Raw genomic sequence first — 20,581 nt, 5'->3', positions numbered from 1 at the left:
CGTCCGCGTTCGCCGTTCGTTCGATCCTAGCGTACGTAAACTTCACTTTCGTGCAGTGACCCCTCTCCGGCGAGAGCAAGCGGGACTGACGGCATATCCTCACCAGCGGCATCGCGTGTTGCATTGTCGACCTGTCGACACCTATAGCATCCGACATGACGACCATCGCGATCATCAGTCAGAAGGGTGGCGCGGGCAAGACCACGCTCGCGCTCCATCTCGCCGCCGCGGCGCAGGCGTCGGGCAAGGTGGCGCTCGTCATCGATACCGATCCGCAGGCGACCGCCAGCCAATGGGCGGCATGGCGCGGTGATGCCCCGCCCGAAGTGATCGACAGCCCCCCGCCCCGCCTCGCCGCCAAGGTCGCCGCCGCGCGCGAACAGGGTGCCGAGGTGATCGTGATCGACACGCCACCGCATGCCGACAGCGCGGCGCGGGCGGCGGTCGAGATCGCCGATCTGGTGCTGATCCCATGCCGGCCGAGCGCGTTCGACCTCTCGGCGATCCAGACCAGCGCCAAGCTGGTGCAACTGCTGCGCAAGCCCGCCTTCGTCGTCTTCACCGCCGGGCCGCCCAATGCACCGCGGGTGTATCAGGAAGCGGGCGAACTGGTGGAGAGCTTCGGCACGCCGCCCTGCCCGATGCTGCTGCCCGATCGCGCCGCCTATCGCCACGCCAGCGCCGAAGGGCGCACCGTGCTGGAGAGCGATGGCGAGGGCAAGGCGGCGGACGAGGTTCGCGCGCTCTACAAGTGGACATGCCGACAGCTCGACATGGGTGTTCCCCGTTTCAGAAAGATCCGCGCATGAGCCGCAAGCCGAGTTTCGCCAATCTGCGCGCGCGGACCTTGCCCGAGCCGGTCGCGGCCCCTGCCCCGCCCCCCGAGACGAAACCCGCCGCCGTGCCGAGCCGGGCGGGGCGCAAGCAGATTGCCGGCTTCTTCACGCCTGAAATGTCGCTGTCGATGCACATGCTGGCCCGGCGACAGGACCGCAGCCTGCAAGCGCTGATGGCCGAGGCGTTCAACGACGTGCTGCGCAAATATGGCGAGAGTCCGGTCGGGGAGTAGCCGCCAATATTCCAACTTGTTGGATTGTCGACACTTCGACATTCCGACAAGTTGGTGCCCCGGTATAAAAGCAATCAATACGCGCTGGATCGATCCAGCGGCCCATCCTATGGCTTGGCCGTCGCAGCGGGGGCTGCGTTAGAAAACGGGGCCGTAGACGGGGTGGAGAAGCCTGGGGACCATCGCATCGACGGGTGGAAGTCGATCGCCGCCTATCTCGGCCGCGACCGCTCGACCGCGATCCGTTGGGCGGGGGACCGTGGCCTGCCGGTCCATGCGCTGCCCGGTGGCAAGAGCCGCAGCGTCTATGCACTGGCGCACGAACTCGATGCGTGGATGGCGGGGCAGGGGGCCGGGACGGTCGCCGAACTGCCGCCGGACGATCCACCGACAGCTCCTCCAAACGTCGCAATGCCCTTGCCGCCGCCGTCACCGTCGCGTTGGTCGCGCCGGGGTGCAGCGCTGGGGTTGATCGCGCTGGGCGGCGGGGCGCTCGCGGCATGGCAGTGGCGCGGTGCCGGGGGAGGGGCCCTGTCCGATGCGACGATGGCCCGCTACGTCACCGCGCGCGACGATGTGGCGCTGCGCGATGGCGCGCGTCTTGCTCGCGCAATCCCGGTGTTGCGGGCGATCGCGGCACGCCACCCCGATCATGCCGGCGTGCAGGAATCGCTTGCCGAGGCGTGGCTGCTGGCGCGCGAGTTCGGATCGGCACCCGATGCGGTCGCCTTCGCCGAGGCGCGCCGTGCGGCGGATGCCGCGCGCAAGGTCGCACCGCAATCGGTCGTCGCCGATCGGGTCGAAGGGGTCGCCGCCTATTGGTGCGACCGTGATCCGGTACGCGCCGGGGCCGTGTTCCGCCGGGCGATCGCCAATGGTCCGCGCGATCCGCTGGCGCATCTATGGTATGCCAATATCCTTGCCGACAATGGCGAGGATGCCGCCGCCGCGCGCGAGTTCGACGCGGCGCGGATGCTGGCGCCGGGCGCGCCCTATCTGCTGGCCGATTATGGCTGGGGGCTGTGGATGGCAGGCCGCGTGGTCGAGGCGCGGGAGATGCTCGACGATGTCGCGCGGCGGCAGCCGATGCTGTCGAGCGCGCATGACGCGCTCAGCATCGTCGCCTTGGCCGGGGGCGACCTTGCGGGCTATGCGCTGCATCTGCGCGCCCGGGCGCAGGCGCGTGCCGAACGCGAGCTGATCGCCTATAGCGCGGCGATCGACCGGACGCTGGCGATCGATGCCGCGACGGGCGATGGCCGGTATGCCGCGACCTATGCGGTGATGCTCAGCCGCGCGCTGTCCTATACCCAGAGCGCCGAACGTCCCGACCATAGCTGGCCGGCGTTCGTGGCGAGCCTTGCCGGCGAACGGGGCCAGCTTGGCGCGATCCTCGCTGACGCCCGCACCCATGGCGAACGCTGGGGGGCGGCGGGGTTCGTCCGCCACATTCGCGACCGCTGGCGTGGCGACGCCGCGTTGATCGCCGCGCTGGGCAGACTGCGACAGCAACGGATCGAACCCGAATAAGGGTTCCGGCGATCTATTGCGACGGCTTGCGACGCATTGCGACCCCCGCCGCGCCAGCGATGCCGCTACCCCTTGTAGCCATCAGGCAGCGGGGGGAACGCGGTGGCCGACGGAATATGGGCGGGGGTAGCGATATTCGAGCGCACCCGGATGGACGTACCGGGCGGTGATGCGCTCGACGATCGCGGCGGCTCGGCATGGCAGGGGCGTGTCGAGGCGATGGTCGAGCCGGCGGCGCTGCTGGGCGAGGCCGGCGAGGTGGTCGTCGCGGCCGGGGCGTTCGTCGCGATTGCGGGAGGGAGCGACGGGGTGACGCTGTCGGGCGCGCTGCCGCGTGCCATGTTGCGGACGGTGGCCCCGGGCGATCAGGGATGGCTCGACGCGGCGATCGCTCGGGTGGTGACGGGCGGTGCCGATACGGCGGCGGTGCGCTGCTGCCGTCCGGTCGGTAGGGTGCCGCTGATCGTCGTGATCCGCCGCATCGAGGCGCGGGAGCGGACGGCGCGTGCCGCCGCGATCGTGACGCTGATCGATCCCGCCCGCCGTCCGGCCCCGGCTCCGTCGCTGTGGCGCGAGGCATTCGCCCTGACCCCCAGCGAAGCCGCGCTGGCGGCGTTGCTGGCGAGCGGCCATTCGCTCGAATCCGCGGCGGCGGCGCGCGATTGCCGGGCGACGACGCTGCGCGTCCATCTGCGCCGGATGTTCGCCAAGACCGGCGTGTCGCGCCAGTCCGATCTGATCGCGCTGCTGGCACGGATGGGGCCGGCGTGACCGTCCGCATCGCCGGGGCATACGCCAGATGGCGTATGGCGCGGCAGGGCCGGGTGCGCGCAGACCCGGGGCGGGGCAACGCCGCTGCGCTCCGGGGAGAGCGCGGCAAGGGCAGTTCGGGGGAGCATATGCGCGGATCGATCATCATGGGCACAATCGCCGCCGTGGCGCTGGTCGCCATGCCGGCCTCGGCCCAGCGCAACCGGCGCGGCACGCAGGCGACCGAGCTCGACCCGACCGGGCGCGGCGCGATCTTCGGCGTGGGGCTGGAATCGCGCGACATCGACATGATGGCCGACCAGGTGATGCGCGAGCTGATGTCGCGCCCCGACATCGTCGGTACGCCTACCCCGCCGCGCGTCGTCATCGACAGCGAGAAATTCTACAACGACAGCTCGCAGCGCATCGACCGCGACATGCTGACCGGATCGCTGCGCGCCAGCCTCAGCCGCGCGGCGGCGGGGCGGATCCGCTTCGTCAGCCGGGAGTCGATGGACATCGTGATGCGCGAGCGCGAGCTGAAGCGCACCGGCGTCGCCGACGGCGGCACGCGCGGCATGACGCAGGGCGTGTCGGGGGTCGATTACCAGTTGATCGGCAAGATGAGCTCGCTGGACTCGCGCGATACGAAATCGGGCCTCGTCCAGCGCCGCACGCAGGTGGTCTTCGAGCTGGTCGATCTGGAAACCGGCGATCTGCCATGGACCAGCCAGCCCTATGTGATCCTGCGCGCCGCAGGCGACGACATCGTTTACCGCTGACCACGTCTATCCGGGGGGATATACCATGCGCCACTTCGTTACTGCCGCCGCGCTGATCGCGCTGCTGGCACCGACCGCCGTCGCCACCGCGCAGGATGCCGCGCCGGCGGCCGCACCCGTCACCGATCCGGCAGCGGCCAAAGCCGCCGAAAAGGCTGCGCGCGCCGCCGCCAAGGCGGAAGAGAAGAAGCAGCGCGAACTGCGCGCCAAATATGGCGACGGACCCTATCCTGACCAGATCGCCGCCTATGTCGGCGCCCGGCCCGAAAAGCTGCGCCCGCTCTACCAGAGCCTCTATACCGGGGGTGAGCGCAATGCGGTGCTGAACTTCCAGCGGCTCGGCCTCGCGGCGTTCGAGGCGGGGCTGTACAAGGATGCCGCATGGGCGTTCGATCAGGCGCTGGGACGGATCGAGGCGGTCTATGCCGACAATCCGCAGGCGGCGACCGCGCGGTCGGTGTTCCACAACGAAGCGAACAAGGATTACAAGGGCGAGCCGTACGAGCGCGCCATGGCCTATTATTATCGCGGGCTGCTGTATCTTCAGGCCGGCGATTACGGCAACGCCCATGCCGCGTTCAAGGAAGCCGAGCGGCAGGACACGCTGTCCGACGGCGAGGAGTTCCAGGCCGACTTCGCGATGATGAACTATCTGCGCGGGTGGAGCCTGCACTGTCAGGGGCGCGATACCGCCGCACGGGAATTCTTCGATCTCGCCACCAAGAACGAGAAGGCGCTGACGCTGCCCGGGGAGGGCGATAACGTCCTCTTCATCGCCGAGCTGGGCAATGGCCCGGTCAAGGCGCGCGACGGGGCGCAAGCGCAGAAGCTGTTGTTCCAGGGCGGGGCGGACTATCCCGAGACGCTCGCCACCATCACCCACAGCGCCGGCGGCACCCCCGCCACGCTCGCGATGCTGCCGGCCAGCAGCGTGACCTATCAGGCGACGACGCGCGGCGGCCGCGCGATCGACGGGCTGATGAATGGCAAGGCCAACTGGAAGCAGGGCACCGACAGCCTCGGCACCGCGCTGATGACGCAGGGGCTGACCAGCACCGATGCCTCGGGCGGCTATATGGCGCTGGCTGGCCTCGCCTTCTCGATGTTCTCCTCGGCGATGAAGACCCGCGCCGACATCCGCATGTGGGACGGGCTGCCCGACCGGCTGATGGTCGCGACCGCCAAGGCGACCGCGCCCGACTGGACCTATTCGGTCGCCTATGCGGGCGAGAAGGGACCGGTCGAGCTGACCGGGCAGACGATGCGGGCCGACCCCAAGGCGTGCAGCATCGTGTGGATGCGCTCGCGCCCGGTGGCCTATGGCAAGACGATCGTCGGCGAGGATGACGGCGTCGCCGCGTCGCAGGCGCGCAAGAAACCGGTGATCGACAAGAACCGGGCGTTCCGCACCGCGCTCGAAGGGCAAGTGCTGTGAAGCCGGTCGTGATCGCGACCTTGCTGCTGGGCGGTATCGCACTGCTGGGCGGCAGCGCCGCCGAGACGCGCGAGAACCGTCCGCTCAAATGCCGTATCGGCGCGGCGCGGCGTGCGCCCGCCCCGGTCGGCCCGGCGCTGGTCGCCAATGTGCCGCGCGCGATGACGCCGGTGTCGCTCGATGCGGTGCAGATGAACGACCGGGTGTGGAAACAGGTGGTGGTCGAGGGGCTGTTCGCCAGGCGGACCCCCGCCGACACGCTGGAGGTGATGGCGCGGATCGTCAATTGCACCAAGGCGCCGCTCGCGGTCGAGGTCCGCTCGTCGTTCCTCGACGCCAGCCAGTATCCGACCGAGCCGACCTCAGTGTGGCGGGTGGTGCATATCGCGCCGCTGTCGATGGCGACCTATCAGGAGCGCTCGATCGGAACGACGGCGGTCGCGCATTATCTGATCGAACTGCGCAGCGACCAATGACCGTCGCCCGGCTGTCGATCGCGCTCATGGCCACGGCGCTGACCATCGTTCCCGCCACCGCCCAGTGGCGCGACGGGCAGCCGCCGATGGCGGGAAATGCCGCGACCCGCAGCGGTCAGCCGCTGACGCTGCCGGCACCGCCCGCCGCCGCCGATCCGGCGCGGATCGAGCTGGCCCGCTTCGCCGCCGCCTATGCCGCGGCGGGCCGGCCGCGGGTCGTCGTCTTCTGGAACCGCGAACTGACCGCCGACCTCGACAGTGCGCGCGAGGAGGTGACCCGGCTGCATGTCGACGGCGAGCAACGCGCCGAAGGCAGCCGCAGCGAGACCGCCTGGCGGCGCGGCACCGATACCGAGGTAACGGCGAACGGTTCGAGCCGGATCGATGCCGAGCAGGTCACGACCACCCGCACGCTCGACCCCGGCCTTCGCACGGCGGCCGACGACGAGGCGCGCGACTTCGACATCGAACGCGGCTTCAGCGATGCGCTGGCCGATGCCGGCGTCCGCCTGATCGATCGTACCGCGATCCTGCGCACCACGGCGCTGGGCAACGACACCGCCAACGTCCAGTCGATCGAGACGCGCGCGCTGCTCGGTCGCGCCGAATGGACGCTGGAGGTCGTGGCGATGAACGACGGCCGCCGCCGGATCATCGGGCGCGATCTGGCGAGCGGGCAGGTGGTCGTGCGGGCGGTCAGCGCCGGCCGGCCGCCGGTGGGGTCGCAGCCCTATGTCGCGGGCGAACGCGGTTTCGTGCGGGCGAGTGTAGCGGCACCGGGCCCCTATGCGGTCGGTCGCCAGATCGCGCTCGATGCGATGCGGGCGATTGCCCGTCGATAGGATGGCAGTGTTCGACAGGTAGGATTGTCGACGTGTCTACACTTGAATAACGTTCAACATATTGGATAGAATGAGGATATTTTTTCGGTCGCTATGGTGCGAACCGGTTTCGAATCATTTCGCCGGACAGGAGAAAACGATTGCAGGAGCCATAATCGAGACGGATTGACCGTTTTCAGGGGTGACAATCCACCCTTGAGTTGCGACAGGGTCCGCATGATCGAACTGACCCGCGAAGTGCTGGCCTATACCATCATCGGTGGCGTGTTGCTGCTGACCGCGCCCTGGGTGGCGGTGACGCTGCACCGCCGCCAGCGCCGCAAGCTGCGCCAGCGGGGCATCAAACGCTACGGCCACTGATCGTCCCCGGGCGGCAGTACCGCCAGAACGGTGCCGATCCCCACGAGCCTCATGCCTTCCTGGATGCGCCATTGGCGCCCCGGATAGAGCAGGTCGTCCAGACCGGGTGCCTGCCAGAAGGCGATGAACGCCTCCATACTCTCGCCCGGTCGTAGCTCGCTGCCCTCGGGCAGATCGATGAACCCGATCATCATCTCGCGATCGACGGTTTCGAAGAAGTTGTGGTTGGGGCGATAGCTCCCCCGGATCGGCGAGGTGCGGCCGCCTTCGGACGTCGCCAGCAGGCGGATCATCGCCCTGACCCGGATCTTATCGCTGTCCATCGCTTGCTCTCCTGAGCGCAGGATGGATGTTGGCGCGGGCGGCATCAAGGGGCGGGGTTTCCCGCCCCGGAGCCATCAGCGACCGGCCAGCGCCGCGTCGAGATCGACGCCGTTCGCTTCCCACTGGGCGCGGGTCTGGCAGACCTTGGGGGCGATGCGCGAACCGACGCGCTCGACCTGGAAGCAGTAGCGCGCCTTGGGCGACGCCTGATGGGCGAGCGCCGCCGGGCCGGCGGCGAGGGTGACGACCAGCGCCGCGCTGCTGACAGCGACCGGTGCGGGAGCAGGGGCGGCGTTCGGCTCGGCGGCATGGGCCGAAGTGGCGGCGACGAGGGCGAAAACGGTCGAAGCGGCGAAGCGGATGGCGGTCATGATCGTGTTTCCCTGTGTGTGTCCGGTTGGTTCCGGTTATATTTTCTGCTTTGCAGCCGCCGTGCCAGTTTCAAAAAACCGCAGTTTTCCGCCATTTTGATCGATAGCCATACGCAGGACAGCATGATGCGCCGCCAAGCCGCAGCAAGCTGCACCATCAATTGGGAAAATTCTCGAACCACCCGATCGGCCGATCGGCAACCCGCTTCCATGACCGGCGTTTTTCCCGGCAACCGCCGCCGTGCCGGCACGCCATTCGAGGTTCCCCGATGTTCAAGAGCGTCAACCCCGCGACCGGTCAGCAGATCGCGACCTATCCCCGTTTGGGCGCGGACGAGATCGAGGCGAAGCTGGCCCGTGCCGCGCAGGCCTATGCCGCATGGCGGCTGACGCCGTTGTCCGAACGGGTCGCGCTGCTCGAACGGATCGCCGATCAATATGACGCGAACAAGGATCGCCTCGCGCGGATGGCGACCGCGGAAATGGGCAAGACGCTCGCCTCGGCGGTGGCCGAGGTCGAGAAATGCGCCGCCGCCTTCCGCCATTACGCCACCCACGGCCCGGCGATGCTCGAACCGCAGCGTTTTCCCCTGGGCGATGCGGGCAGCGCCGAGGTCCGCTTCTGCCCCCAAGGCCCGGTGCTGGCGATCATGCCGTGGAATTTCCCCTATTGGCAGGCGGTGCGCTTCCTTGCGCCCACCATCCTCGCCGGCAATGTCGCGCTGCTCAAACATGCCAGCATCGTGCAGGGCGTGGCCGGATTGATGGAGGAAATGGCGCTCGCCGCCGGCGCGCCCGAGGGGCTGTTCCAGAACCTCGCCATCGGTTCGGACGCGGTGGCGGACCTGATCGCCGACCCCCGCGTGGTCGCGGTGACGCTGACCGGCAGCGAAGGGGCGGGGATCGCGGTGGCGGAGGCCGCCGGGCGCAACCTGAAGAAGGTGGTGCTGGAACTCGGCGGCTCGGACCCGTTCATCGTCATGCCCTCGGCCGATCTCGACAAGGCGGTGAAGGCGGCGGTGCAGGGCCGCATCCAGAACAGCGGGCAATCGTGCATCTGCGCCAAGCGGATGATCGTCCACACGGACATATACGACGCCTTCCTCGATCGCTTCACGGCGGCGATGCGCGCGGTGAAGGTTGGCAATCCGCTCGACCCCGAGGTGGCGATGGGGCCGCTCTCCAGCTTCGAGCAGCGCGATACGGTGCTCGGCCAGATCGAGGAGGCGAAGCGACAGGGCGCGACCTTGCTGTTCGGCGGCGAACGGCCCGACCTGCCCGGGGCCTATCTCACCCCCGGCATCCTGACCAACGTGCCGCCGGACAGCCCGCTGATGGCCGAGGAAATCTTCGGCCCCATCGCAATGCTGTTCCGCGCCACCGACCTCGACGACGCGATCACGCTCGCCAACGCCATCCCCTTCGGCCTCGGCTCCTCGGTATGGACCACGGACCGTCAGGAAGTTGAACACTCCGCGCGCAACATCGAGGCAGGAATGGTCGCGGTCAACCAGATGCTGGCATCGTCGCCGCAGGCCCCGTTCGGCGGGATCAAGCGATCGGGCCACGGCCGCGAACTGGGACCGTTCGGGCTACACGAGTTCATGAATTTGAAGACGGTGTTTCAGGTAAAGGGCGCGGACGGGGAAGGGGCCGGGGTAGAGTAAATAGCGGGCACTTAACGCTGTTGCGGTGAGGGCGGGATTGGAGGGGTTTGGCACTTGGTCGTGGGTGTCATCGGTCCCGGTGATCTCTCTCGACCGTGGCACGATCGGTGTTCCGATCTTCTTGTTCGAGGCGCATGTCTGCTCCCTCGCGCTGGCCGTCGTAACCGCGATCCGGCCGTCATCGCGGTGGTCGACGAGGCACAGTATCTCGGCCACCGCGTCCGCATCTCCCGCATCCGTCAGGGCGCTTCGATCTGTCTCGAACTGGCGGACAATCCCGATGCAGCGCCGGAACTGAATCTCGCCAATGGCAACGCCTATGTCTTGCTCGAAACCCTTGGGATCACTGCCGACAGCATCGGTACGGTTCCCCTCACCGAACTGCGCGATCGGCTCACCAATCCGACGATCCGGCGGCGCATCGATGCCAACCCCTATCTTGCGCAAAAACTCCCCGATCTGCTCGCCATAGGACGTGCCGTGAAGGAGCCCAAAACCGCCCGTTTGGCATGGGCCTGACACCCCCGCCGGGTGATCTTCCGGCGCTCTGATCGAACCATCACCGGGACGCCGCAGCACCCGCTGCCGCGTCCCGTTTTTTGCCTGATACCGCCAAGACCGGGGCGACCACAACGTCCGGTACAGCGCCACCGCAGCCGTCGAAAAAATAGCCGCGCCGGGGCATCGAACCCCGACGCGGCCATGGGCCGGATGAATGGTATCGTCGCGTCAGGCCTTCGCCTGCAACCGGTGTTCCGTCTCCTCCACCCCGAGCGTCTTCACCGCCTTCATCAGACCTTCGAGACGATCGAGCGGCAGCTTGAGCAGACCCGCCTTCTCGATGCTCGCGATACCCGCCCCGCGCACCTTCACCAGATGCGCCTTGCGACGCTCGGCAAGCTTGCGCTCCTCGACCAGAATCGCGGTCATTTCCGCACTCAGTGACTTCGCCATTTCCTTGAACCTTTCATGTCGGCTCATCGGGTTCTGGACGGCTCCCCCTACCCCCTTCGATCCCACGACGAAAGCGCCACTATGCGGCATCTATCCCGGCATCGGCCGACCCTTGCCCGCGACCCGTTTCGGCCTGCATCGTCCCGCCTCATGGCGACGTCGCGCCCCGCGGGAATCCGGTTCCGACGAGCTTCGAACCTGAAGAACGAAGAACCAGCGAACAACACATGGGACAGGACAGAAGACTAGCACACCGTACGCGGCTCCGCCGCCGATTAAGGCATTAAAAACAGTATCTTAGCGGCTTTCGTTGCTTGTTTACAACAATGACAAAACGTCTGCATCGTAAACGCCGAAGAATACAACGTATACAACTATATATTTCAGCACCTTAACTGTCAACAAAGTCGACGGTATGTTCAAATATGTTCGACTTTTCTTTGTTAAGTTGTGCCGACAGCGTTAGAAAAAATGCCTTTCCTGAAGCCCCATCAGTCCCCCTGCTAGAAGGCTGAATCATTGTTGAAATCTCACCCTTTATCGGTCCGGTTGACCCCGGAGGTATTTGGTCGCTTCGAGGTGGAAGCCAAGCGTCGTATGCTGCGTCCCTCCGATCTTATGCGGATCGCGATCGAGCGGTTTCTCGAGTTCACCGACGGCGAGAACGAAAGCGCATATCGCCACCATCAGATCAGCGAGTTTTCGCAGATCGCCCTCGATAAAATCATCACCGAGCAGTACCCTCAGTATCGCGAGCAGATCCTCGCTGAAACCAACCGCCGCATGGAGAAATACCATGCGCGATGACATCCGTTCCGATGGGTGCCCCTGACGCTCAAGCACCACTCCGGGCGCAGCAAGCCCCCCGCGCAATTCGGGCAACTTCACCAGCGGCTCTCAGCTCTTCTCCCACGAGATGCTGATGTGGTTCTCAGGTAGGGAAAAGCTGCCCTCGATCGGATGGCGGGGCCATACAGGTTGCAACAAGCATCAAAGCGTAATGTCGTTCTTTATCAATCGATACAGCAACCGAACCATTGTCGAATGTTGACGCTTTAGATTACGTTCAAGTGTTTTTGTGATCCTCAATCCCGAAAGGGCCGGATGACGTTCCTCATACCGGCACAAATATGTGGTCGCTGCACCTGCGAACGGCTATTCCCGGACCGGGGGCAACGGATAGGGTCAGGCGCAATGCAGGGGGGCGGTGCATGATACGCGGGTTTATAACGTGAGCGTAAAAACGATGGCGACTCTCCATGGGCATGATCTTCATGCCTTGGATGCCTTGCGTTTGGTCGCATCGGTAGGCGTCATTTTTTATCATTATTCCGAATATATCACTCCCGACCTTTGGCCCAGCGGCGAGGCGCCGGATCTCGGACGCTTCAGGTTGTGGGTTGATGTGTTTTTCGCGATCTCCGGTTTCGTTCTAGGGCATGTCTATGCCGATCAGGTCGGACGAGGTTTCCGCTACGGTTTGTTCCTGCAAAAGCGGGTCGCACGACTGCTTCCGTTGCATGTCGTGACATTGGGTTTTTACGTCGCGCTCGGACTGTTGATGTTCGTCGGGATCAAGCCGGATTCCGCCAACCGGTTCGACTGGTCCTGCCTCGTACCCAATCTGCTGCTGGTCCATGGCTGGGGCGTGTGTCGGGCGGTATCGTTCAATACACCCAGCTGGTCGATCAGTGCGGAAATGGCGATGTACCTGCTGTTTCCCTTGTTTGTGATGCTGGCCCGGCCCGGACGCGGGCTGTTGCTGCTGGTTCTGGCCGCGGTTGCGATCGCTTTGCTGGAACTGTGGTCGACCTATCCCGGGGCGCAATACTGGCTGCTGCGCGCCTCGCAGGGAGGGGCATTGCGGGCAGTGCCGTCCTTCCTCTTCGGTCTGGCGCTGCATGCCCGGCGCGACTGGCTGATGCGACTGCCGGTACCGGCCTTGGCGGCGGGGCTGTCGGCAGCCGCCTTTCTTGCAGCCCTCTTTTCCAACATCGCATATCTCCCGTTGCTGTTGATCGGCTATTGCTGGGTCGCATCGATGGTGGCGCTGGACGTGCAGAAGCGTACCGGTCGCCTTTTGACGATGGCAGGACGCGGGGGCGAGCTGACCTATTCGCTCTACATGCTGCATATGCCAGTCGCGACGGTGATGATGACGCTGGCCAAACGTGTCCTGCACTTGGGATCCGTCGCGACGATCGGATGGCTTTTCGTGATGTTCGCGGTGCTGTGGATCGCCTCGAGCATATCCTATCGCTGGTTCGAAATGCCGGCGAGACGCTGGCTCGCTGCATCGGGTCGTCGTTCCAAATTGATACCCTCGACAGGGAAAGCCTCGTGAGCATGCGTTCGATTGCCATTTTCATCCGCACGCTCAGAAGCGGCGGCGGGGCGCAGCGTGCCATGGTTCGGTTCGCTACGGGACTGCATCGTCGCGGTTATGCCGTCACGGTATTGACGCTGCTGCCCGGTGACGCCTTCGCCACCGAACTCGATCCGGCCATTCCGGTGGTCCGCATAGGCGGGGGGCGTCTGCTGCGTGCCGTTTCGGGTCTTGCGACATGGCTTCGCCGCAACCCCGTCGATACCCTGTTTACTACCGAACCCGCCTGCAACGTCGTAGCGGCATTGGCTGGCCGGTTGTCCCGAACGGGTGTCCGGGTCGTACTGCGCGAAGGTCTGTTTCCCAGCGTGGCGCGCCGGGACAGTCCCTATGCTGCGACCCGGTTCGCTTATCGTCTCGCTCCCCTTGCCTATCCGCGTGCCGACGCGATCATCGCCATCGCCAAGGATATGGCCGCGGATCTGGCGAACGTTGCCAAGCTCGCACCGGAGCGCATCACCACGATTGCCGTCAATCCGGTGGTCACGCCGCATCTGCTGCATGCCGCCACGCAGGAACCATCCCATGCGTGGCTGTCGGATGGTGGGTCCCCCATTATTCTGGGGGTCGGCAGGCTCGAGATGCAGAAGGATTTCGGCACGCTGATCCGTGCCTTTGCCCGGTTGCGCGCGACCCGTCCGTGTCGTCTTGTCATATTTGGCGAAGGTAGCGAACGGGCTCGGTTGGAAGCCGCGGTAGCGGAAAGCGGTTATGCGGATGATATCGCGCTGCCGGGCCATCTGCCGCAGCCGTTTGCGGCGATGCGATGCTGCGACGTATTCGTGCTGTCGTCGCGGTACGAAGGTTTGCCCAACGTACTGGTGGAAGCGATCGCGTGCGGGGCACCGGTCGTCGCGGCGGATTGTCCGAGCGGCCCTACCGACGTTCTGGAAGACGGGCAATATGGACCGCTGGTACCGGTTGGGGACGACCAGGTCATGATGGCGGCGATTGCCAAAGTGCTCGACAATCCTCCCGATCGCGAGCGGTTGAAGGAGCGGGGGCTCGACTTCACGGTCGATCGCAGTCTGGATCGCTATCTACCCGTGCTGTTCCCCGCCGCATGAACGATACCGCCAAATCCGACCGCGCGGCGAACCTGACTCGGACGACCTTGGTCGGCGGTAGCTGGCTGACATTGTCCGCCATGGCGCAGGTCATCCTTCAATTCGTCGCCGTCGGCGTATTGGCGCGCCTGCTCACGCCCGCCGATTTCGGCGTGGTCGCGGCGGCTATGGTCATCATCGAGCTGACGCAAAGTATCGCGCAGCTCGGTATGCGTCCGGCCGTGGTGCAACGGTCTACGCTGACCGATGAAGATATTCGGATCGCTTTCACCCTGGCGATGACGATCAGTCTGGTACTGGCTGCCGGGTTGTTTCTGTTGTCGGGTCCGCTGTCGCAACTGGTGGCAACGCCTGCTGCCCGGCCCATGCTACAGGTTTTGTCGATCGCTTTCATTATTCAGTCGCTGGGAACGGTGGCGGAAGGCATTGCGGCGAGGCAGCGCAAGTTCGGCCTGCTCGCCGCCCGCCGATTGGGCAGCTACCTTATCGGCTATGGCGTGATTGGGGTCGGATGTGCGGTAGCCGGGCTCGGCCCTTGGTCGCTGGTGGCGGCCAAGCTCGGTGAGGTCAGTTCGGCGGCGATCCTCTTGTCGCTTGGCATCCGCCACCCGCGGCGCCCCTTGTGGCGGCGCGACACGATCCGCCAGCTCGGAAACTTCGGTGCGGGCTACTCCGTTGGGCAGATCCTCAACACCTTTGCCAACCAAGCGGATTTTGCGGTCGTCGCGCGATTGCTTGGCCCGGCGGCGCTTGGTCTATATTCGCGCAGCTATCAGATCATGCGACTACCAGCGCTTCTGCTCGGTAACGTCGTCGAGGATGTCGCGTTTCCCGGCATGTCGGCGGTGCAGGACGACCGCGCACGGCTTGCCCGCGGATTGTATCGTGGCCTGTTGCTGATGAACATGGTCCTGTATCTTGCTGCCGCCGCGTGCTGCGTGCTGGCCCCGGAATTGATCGCGATCGCCCTCGGACCGAAATGGGATAATGCGGCGCCCCTGCTGGCCTTGTTCGCGCTGGCCATTCCGTTCCGGTCGACACAACGTCTCGCCAGCACCACCGCTCGCGCGACCGGTGCGAACTGGCAGATCGCCTGGCGCCAGGGGGTTTATTTTCTTGCCGTTGCGGCAGGCGCGGCGCTCGGGTCGCGTTGGGGGCTGCAAGGTGTGGTCGCAGGAGTCAGCTTGGCGATCCTGCTTCAGATGGCGATGCAGCTGCATCTTGCTGCCGATGTCACAGGCCTGTCGGTCCGACGGTTGATTGAGGCGCATCTCAGGCCGATCCCGGCGCTGCTCTTTTTCACGATCCCTATGGCGGGCACAGCATTCGCTGCCCGTGCCGCCGGATTGCCACCAGTGCTAATTGTACCGTTGGCCGGCGCGGCGGGTGGCATCATCCTGTTCATCGGAGCGGTCCTGTTACCGAACCCGGTTCTCACTCTTGATGGACAGGAACTGGCAAAGGCGATTGGACGCAAGCTACCCGCGCGCGTTAGCCGGTTGATTGCACGGGTCGCTACACGGGGCCGGGTTAGCGAATAGACTGCTGGCCCGAGCCTGCGGCCCAACCGCGGTCGACCATGACCTTGCCGATCCTGCCTGCCAGCACGCGATTGGCGGCATCGTTCAGATACCCGGAATTGAGAGAAAGGCCTGCCGGCTTGTTTCCTGACGCTTGTTGCTGAAGATCGAGCGCTGTCGGCGTGATGCGAGCCTCACGCCATATTTCACAAGACATCAGCAACTGTTCTCCGTCGAAGAAACGTATCTCATAATGTTTTATCGAAAGTAGGATTTCTATCGATGCGTATAGCGCAGGACAGGTTTTTCAATCAGTAAATGGGCAATTATTCCCGCAGTTGTTGCAATGACTACCATTGGAAGAAACAATAGTTCGGCTGATACATAGCGAAGTAGATGGAGTTTCAAGATTAGTATGCCAAGGACGGATATCACTGCCGAATGTACTAGGTAAAGCGCATAGGATGCATCCCCTAAAATAAGTAACAGACGGGGTACAGCGACTGATGCTTTGCGTTCCCACAATGCCAAGCCTAACACGACCAGTCCAAAGCCGATCATCACACCGACCATCGCGATGCTTCTTCCCCCTCGGAGATCTGTCATTTTGGTGGAAAGAAGGATTGCAGTTACCAAACTCAGTCCTGGTATCAGGGCAATAGGCCAGCACGACGGTTTTAACCGAGTATAGGCAAAGCAGACTAGCAAACCTATCGGAAACGCGAAGTTCCAGAACGATAAAATTTCAAAACTAAAATCGTTAAATGGAGTTATCATACAGATCGCGACGATCCAAAATGCCACAATAGCCAAAATAATACGTGGAAATAGGATGGCCAATCCGAATAAAAAGTAGAAACGAACCTCGTAAAAAAGAGTCCACGCAACTTTGAGTGGAGGCGATGAAAATTCTGGTGTGAAATGTACCAGTAATATGGCCTGTAATAGATCAATAGGGGCAAGAGAGAAATCGCGATCGCCAAGTCCGACAATCGCTGCGACAATGAAAAGTGCGGAGAATATCCAGTAAATGGGGTAAACACGAACGAACCGCTTACGAACGAAAGCAGCAAGGCGATCAGCATGGCCTAAATCTTGAGTATGCGCAAAGCCGATGATAAAGCCACTTAGTACGAAGAAGTACGGAACGCCCATATATCCATAGTTGCTAAACCCCGAGAAAGGCGAGTAATTCGCTTTTTGAAAGAAAAAAAGACCGACATGATAAAAGACTACAGAAAGTGCTGCAAGTCCACGTGATACCTGGATAGATTGGAACGTAGCGGTCCTAGGAGGACGGACGCTCCCATTGGAGGCCGTCTCGGACGAAATGGTGCTGTCAGCTAGGCTTTTCATACTGTTCCAAGTTGCCGTGCAGAACGTACCGGGGGTATTGTGGTGGTAGAGGACAAGGTGCTGGGCAGCCCAGCGTCATGAAAATAGCCCACCACAATCAAGAACCAGTATATCTGGTTCACCGGCATAAAAATGGGAGCGGCAACAGCCATGAATAGAAAAATCATCTGAAGTACTACAATCGCTTCGGCGAACAAATCACCGTTATTAGAGCGGCGAATCATCTTTCGTATAAGCCATATGAATGGGATAAAATAAATTATTGTTCCAACAAGACCGGTTTGCAAGTAAAGTTCAAAATATCCATTCTGCGCATTGCCAGCAAAATATTCGTACTTCATGAATTCTTGAGCATAATCGCTTTTCCAGAAGGCTCCTCCAAAGCCCCACCCTTCCAGCCAGCGCTGCTCCATGGCAGGTTCCAACGCGCTCCAAATACGAGTGCGGCCGGACAGAGTTACTGTCTTGTCAAAGATTTCCAGAACATAAGGCAGAATTAGACCTGCGGCCGAGATAACGATTATCATTCCGGCAAAAGCTATACCGGTCAATACACCCCGGTATCGACCGGTCCTTCGTAGGAAACCAAGTAAGCCGAACGTCAAGACAGCAAGAAATACAGCCATGATTCCGTTCGCCGAACCGGAAAATAAGGCTCCGGTAGCAGCGAGCACTATAGTTATTCCGGCAATAGGACGTGCGATGCTCCGGCTGCGATAGGCGCCGATGGCGACGATCGTAAATAGTGCCGATGACCAACCGTATAAATTCTTGTGAACGAAAATACCGCGCGCGTTCCAACCTTTGACCGTTGCCACAGCTATATCGGGTACAACCGCTATCATAAGGAGGCAAACGCCCATGATGACACCGAAAGCTAGCGTCATCGTACGTAATTGATGGTTTGGCGGGAATGTAGCCAAAAATACGGCACCAAGGGTAGTACCAAACAATCCTATGCACCGTGACAAAGTTTCGGCCGGCTCAACTGACCAAGTAATTGATACGAACGCAAGTAAGACGTTCAGCCAGACTGCTGCTACTCCGAGTGCAGGTAACAGCTGACCACGAAGCCGTAAAAGCAATCCTAGTATTGCGAGGCCATAGCAAATGAGTGCGCCGACGTAGAACGTGATGCTGGTTTCTGCCCCTTGGTTCCCTCCCCCTTCAGCACCGCGAGCACCCATAAGCAGAATATTGGGGCTGCTTCCGAAGAACAACAGGATCGGCCACAGCGCCCATGCCATCGTCTCCCGCCGTGGAGTAACGACAGGAAGGGTTTCTACGGCTTGGGCAGGAGAAAATCTGTTCATCGGGCGCTACGACCGTTTCGGAACCGGGGACGTCATGCTGGTCTTCCCCAGTCTATCCGAAAGCTGGTTTGCTGGGCAGACAGCATTCCCCATGCCGATAGCCGATAACGTCGTGCATACAAATCGAACTTGCGGCTGAGGTGCCGCGAATTTGCTCTGACACTGGATGCCGCGACCCAAACCGAGGCCGAAGCAATCGTCGTAGCTCCACAAACTCCACGGCAGCCGTTCGGCGGTAAAGGCGCTGGTTGCGGCACGTAGCCAACGCAGTCGATCGGCCGGCGCGGCATCCTGGGCACGGACACCAAACTCACCAACCCAGACCGGCGTATGGTTCTCTCGGCTCCATCGGCCTGCTTCCGCTACCTGGGCGCGGAGCTTCGTCTCGTCCCATCCACCGGCACAATATGCAGTTGCCCAATCATGCGGGCTATCCTTGGAGTCCGGCCGGGTGATGGCAAGCGGTGCATTGCGGGCTGCCGTATCGCACTGTTGCCCCGCGCCCGGCCATGGCAGTCCGGCAAGGCCGGGCAGGAAGCGCGCGCCTTGCGACGTGAATTTCATCGGTTCGTAGAAATGGACGGTGTAGATGACATTGGTGTCGTTCACCGGTTCGAGCGACGAAAGCCGGTCGACCGAGCCATAATAGGCGCTCGAGACAATCAGGGTATGTCGCGGTGCTCCGGCACGTGCGGCTTGCCACAGTTGATGCGATACGCGGTTCCAGCCCCGATCGTCCCGGGCGAAGCGGGGTTCGTTCAGCAACTCCAGCAGAACCTTTTCGGGATCGGTTGCCGACAGGTGCGCTGCGAACAAACGCCAGAAATCGACAGTTTTCTTAACCAGTTCGGGTTCGCGTTCGAGGCGGGACTTGATCGACGCCCGCGGATGAAAATCGACGACCACCACCATGCCCGCAGCGTTGATCCGGGCGATGGCAGCATCGAGGAACGCGAGACGATCGGTTCGCAGACGACCATAGTTCGCATCGCCACCGAACAGAAATTCGGTTCCGACGGGTAGTCGTACCGCAGTGAAACCCATCGCATGCAGGCGTTGCAAGTCGGTGTCGGACACATAATCGGCGTAATGCTCGTCATCGACTGTGGCGGGTCGGTTGAACCAGCGCCAGACACCGATCGAGCGTTCGATCCGTGCTGCCCGGGGAAAGGCATTCGATGGGGGAGCAAGCGCGATTGCCCGTTGCCATGACGTCATGCCGGCAGCGATGATGACGATTGCGACGATCGCGCTCAATATGGTGTGTTGCCGGCTCACTTTCGCAAAAGCACCCCCAGATACCCGTCGACCATCGCTTCCAGCGAGAAACTGTTGGCCCGGTCCACCGCCATCATGCGCCGGTCGGCACCGAACGGATGCGTCATGTGGTGACGGATGCGGGATGCCCATGCCAGCGCATCCAGTGGGAGGAAATCGCCTCCGTCGCCCATCACTTCCCGCGTGACGGGCAGATCATGGGCGATCACGGGCAACCCTTGCGACAAGGCCTCAATCAGCGCCCGGCCGAATCCTTCGAAGCGGGACGGGAACAGGAACAAGTCAAGTGCTCGCAGGGTGCGAGTGATGTTCACCCCTTCCACACGCCCCGGCAATATCACGTTCAATCCGCGCCGTGCGATCTCGTTCCGCAACCGGGCGTCTTCCGGCCCGTCGCCGGCAAGCACGAAGGTAGCTTCGGGAACGAGTGTCGCGACATCCAGCAGGAAGTCTGGGGATTTCTGAGGGTGCAGACGACCGACGTTCCCGACAAGATAGTCCGATACCGGCAAGCCAAGCGCCTCCCGACACGTGCGTTTGTCCTCGTCGGTTACAGGCAGCGGCGGAAGGCCGTTGTGGATCACCCGCAATCGATCGAGGTAGCGCGAACCATGGCGGGAATAGCTTTCCCATACGGCATTGCTGACCGCGATATTGGCGCTGTAGAGGTTGGTCGATCCAAGCATCCGGTCCGCCATGCCGAGAATGCGGCTCTGACTTTCTGCAGGATTTCGCTGCGTTCCGATGAACGGAAACCGTCCCCTAGCCACGATCGAGCCAAGCGTATTGGCGAGAGGATGGAAGCCGAACATCGCCACGGGTCGCCGCCGCGCTACCTCTGCGGCGAAGCGCTTCGCCATGCGCAAGAGATCGATCGGCGTGCGAGGTATGGAATCGAACATGACACGAACCGGTATGTCTTGCTCTTCCAGTTCCGCGAACCGGTACAAGCACCAGAGTTCGGCCGTAATCCCTCGCTGCCGAAATTGCTGGGCAAGCATCTGGGCATTCAACGTGGCTCCCCCGGTGGTCAGGCGGGACGTGAGCAGAACGATCGGTCGTTCCGTCTTAGCCTCGATCTTCTGTTCGGCCGCAGTCATT

Annotated in this window: 24 protein-coding genes; 15 read left to right on the top strand and 9 right to left on the bottom strand. The window is 63.0% G+C overall.

Annotated features, from left to right (window positions below; translation table 11 throughout):
* Window positions 1–155 precede the first annotated feature (155 nt).
* The 9 genes from parA to ASE78_RS19060 all read left to right on the top strand — a co-directional run bounded on the left by parA (window position 156) and on the right by ASE78_RS19060 (window position 7,244).
* A complete protein-coding gene (gene parA / locus ASE78_RS04640; protein WP_055763129.1) occupies window positions 156–809 on the top strand; it encodes a ParA family partition ATPase in 654 nt (217 codons plus the stop codon).
* Window positions 806–1,069, top strand: a complete 264-nt coding sequence (locus ASE78_RS04635) for a ribbon-helix-helix domain-containing protein (protein WP_056493918.1) — start codon at window positions 806–808, stop codon at window positions 1,067–1,069. Before parA ends, ASE78_RS04635 begins: the two co-directional genes overlap by 4 nt.
* Window positions 1,070–1,231: 162 nt before the next feature.
* Window positions 1,232–2,599: a tetratricopeptide repeat protein gene (locus ASE78_RS04630; protein WP_056493915.1), complete on the top strand. Its 1,368-nt coding sequence runs from the start codon at window positions 1,232–1,234 to the stop codon at window positions 2,597–2,599.
* A 102-nt stretch (window positions 2,600–2,701) separates the two neighbouring features.
* Window positions 2,702–3,370 (top strand): helix-turn-helix transcriptional regulator, encoded by a 669-nt coding sequence (locus ASE78_RS04625; protein WP_156351288.1) that lies wholly within the window; start codon window positions 2,702–2,704, stop codon window positions 3,368–3,370.
* Complete coding sequence (locus tag ASE78_RS04620; RefSeq protein ID WP_200910997.1) at window positions 3,367–4,131, top strand: penicillin-binding protein activator LpoB; 765 nt, start codon at window positions 3,367–3,369, stop codon at window positions 4,129–4,131. Before ASE78_RS04625 ends, ASE78_RS04620 begins: the two co-directional genes overlap by 4 nt.
* 25 nt (window positions 4,132–4,156) lie before the next feature.
* Window positions 4,157–5,566 (top strand): hypothetical protein, encoded by a 1,410-nt coding sequence (locus ASE78_RS04615; protein ID WP_056493910.1) that lies wholly within the window; start codon window positions 4,157–4,159, stop codon window positions 5,564–5,566.
* The gene (locus ASE78_RS04610) at window positions 5,563–6,042 is read left to right on the top strand and encodes a hypothetical protein (RefSeq protein WP_230772256.1); all 480 of its coding nucleotides are present in this window, start codon (window positions 5,563–5,565) and stop codon (window positions 6,040–6,042) included. Before ASE78_RS04615 ends, ASE78_RS04610 begins: the two co-directional genes overlap by 4 nt.
* A complete protein-coding gene (locus tag ASE78_RS04605; RefSeq protein ID WP_056493907.1) occupies window positions 6,039–6,884 on the top strand; it encodes a hypothetical protein in 846 nt (281 codons plus the stop codon). The genes ASE78_RS04610 and ASE78_RS04605 overlap by 4 nt, the downstream gene beginning before the upstream one ends.
* A 216-nt stretch (window positions 6,885–7,100) precedes the next feature.
* Window positions 7,101–7,244, top strand: coding sequence for a hypothetical protein (locus tag ASE78_RS19060; RefSeq protein ID WP_164490753.1), 144 nt, complete (start codon window positions 7,101–7,103; stop codon window positions 7,242–7,244).
* On the opposite strand, the gene ASE78_RS04600 is transcribed toward ASE78_RS19060, so the two are convergent.
* From ASE78_RS04600 to ASE78_RS18560, 3 genes are all read right to left on the bottom strand, one after another.
* Window positions 7,232–7,567: a hypothetical protein gene (locus ASE78_RS04600; RefSeq protein ID WP_056493904.1), complete on the bottom strand. Its 336-nt coding sequence runs from the start codon at window positions 7,565–7,567 to the stop codon at window positions 7,232–7,234. The genes ASE78_RS19060 and ASE78_RS04600 overlap by 13 nt on opposite strands.
* A 75-nt stretch (window positions 7,568–7,642) precedes the next feature.
* A complete protein-coding gene (locus ASE78_RS04595; protein WP_056493902.1) occupies window positions 7,643–7,939 on the bottom strand; it encodes a hypothetical protein in 297 nt (98 codons plus the stop codon).
* Window positions 7,936–8,190, bottom strand: a complete 255-nt coding sequence (locus ASE78_RS18560; protein ID WP_156351287.1) for a hypothetical protein — start codon at window positions 8,188–8,190, stop codon at window positions 7,936–7,938. The genes ASE78_RS04595 and ASE78_RS18560 overlap by 4 nt, the downstream gene beginning before the upstream one ends.
* Before the next feature lie 18 nt (window positions 8,191–8,208).
* Between ASE78_RS18560 and ASE78_RS04590 the strand changes: the two genes are divergently transcribed.
* A complete protein-coding gene (locus tag ASE78_RS04590) occupies window positions 8,209–9,606 on the top strand; it encodes an NAD-dependent succinate-semialdehyde dehydrogenase (protein ID WP_056493899.1) in 1,398 nt (465 codons plus the stop codon).
* Between the two features lie 186 nt (window positions 9,607–9,792).
* Entirely contained in the window at window positions 9,793–10,125 is a 333-nt protein-coding gene (locus tag ASE78_RS04585; protein ID WP_056493897.1) for a hypothetical protein, read from the top strand.
* Window positions 10,126–10,335: 210 nt separating this feature from the next.
* Here ASE78_RS04585 and ASE78_RS04580 read toward each other — a convergent pair whose 3' ends face one another.
* Window positions 10,336–10,560: a hypothetical protein gene (locus ASE78_RS04580; RefSeq protein ID WP_056493893.1), complete on the bottom strand. Its 225-nt coding sequence runs from the start codon at window positions 10,558–10,560 to the stop codon at window positions 10,336–10,338.
* Window positions 10,561–11,109: 549 nt separating this feature from the next.
* Here ASE78_RS04580 and ASE78_RS04575 point away from each other — a divergent pair.
* The 4 genes from ASE78_RS04575 (at window position 11,110) to ASE78_RS04560 (ending at window position 15,554) form a co-directional block, all read left to right on the top strand.
* Complete coding sequence (locus ASE78_RS04575; protein ID WP_200910996.1) at window positions 11,110–11,367, top strand: hypothetical protein; 258 nt, start codon at window positions 11,110–11,112, stop codon at window positions 11,365–11,367.
* Between the two features lie 439 nt (window positions 11,368–11,806).
* Window positions 11,807–12,904 carry an acyltransferase family protein gene (locus tag ASE78_RS04570; RefSeq protein ID WP_082467015.1) on the top strand — a complete coding sequence of 366 codons (1,098 nt, stop codon included), beginning with the start codon at window positions 11,807–11,809 and terminating at the stop codon, window positions 12,902–12,904.
* Window positions 12,793–14,013, top strand: coding sequence for a glycosyltransferase (locus ASE78_RS04565; RefSeq protein ID WP_235514878.1), 1,221 nt, complete (start codon window positions 12,793–12,795; stop codon window positions 14,011–14,013). The genes ASE78_RS04570 and ASE78_RS04565 overlap by 112 nt, the downstream gene beginning before the upstream one ends.
* A complete protein-coding gene (locus ASE78_RS04560) occupies window positions 14,010–15,554 on the top strand; it encodes a lipopolysaccharide biosynthesis protein (RefSeq protein ID WP_056493881.1) in 1,545 nt (514 codons plus the stop codon). The genes ASE78_RS04565 and ASE78_RS04560 overlap by 4 nt, the downstream gene beginning before the upstream one ends.
* Here ASE78_RS04560 and ASE78_RS18555 read toward each other — a convergent pair.
* The 5 genes from ASE78_RS18555 to ASE78_RS04550 are packed head-to-tail and all read right to left on the bottom strand — an operon-like array spanning window position 15,544 to window position 20,580.
* Window positions 15,544–15,756, bottom strand: a complete 213-nt coding sequence (locus tag ASE78_RS18555; protein WP_156351286.1) for a hypothetical protein — start codon at window positions 15,754–15,756, stop codon at window positions 15,544–15,546. The two genes, ASE78_RS04560 and ASE78_RS18555, sit on opposite strands and share 11 nt — an antisense overlap.
* A 53-nt stretch (window positions 15,757–15,809) precedes the next feature.
* Window positions 15,810–16,889, bottom strand: coding sequence for an acyltransferase family protein (locus ASE78_RS18205; RefSeq protein WP_082467013.1), 1,080 nt, complete (start codon window positions 16,887–16,889; stop codon window positions 15,810–15,812).
* On the bottom strand, window positions 16,886–18,202 hold the full coding sequence (locus ASE78_RS18200) for an O-antigen ligase family protein (protein WP_082467012.1): 1,317 nt from the start codon (window positions 18,200–18,202) through the stop codon (window positions 16,886–16,888). Before ASE78_RS18200 ends, ASE78_RS18205 begins: the two co-directional genes overlap by 4 nt.
* A gap of 6 nt (window positions 18,203–18,208) precedes the next feature.
* Window positions 18,209–19,459: a glycoside hydrolase family 5 protein gene (locus ASE78_RS04555; RefSeq protein ID WP_162236464.1), complete on the bottom strand. Its 1,251-nt coding sequence runs from the start codon at window positions 19,457–19,459 to the stop codon at window positions 18,209–18,211.
* Window positions 19,460–19,476: 17 nt separating this feature from the next.
* A complete protein-coding gene (locus ASE78_RS04550; protein ID WP_056493875.1) occupies window positions 19,477–20,580 on the bottom strand; it encodes a glycosyltransferase in 1,104 nt (367 codons plus the stop codon).
* Between the last annotated feature and the right edge of the window lies 1 nt (window position 20,581).

It is taken from the genome of Sphingomonas sp. Leaf25 (assembly GCF_001421635.1).
Classification (GTDB): Bacteria; Pseudomonadota; Alphaproteobacteria; order Sphingomonadales; family Sphingomonadaceae; genus Sphingomonas.
Note: the sequence above shows the minus strand (reverse complement) of the source record. Positions and strands in the feature narration are given on the sequence as shown.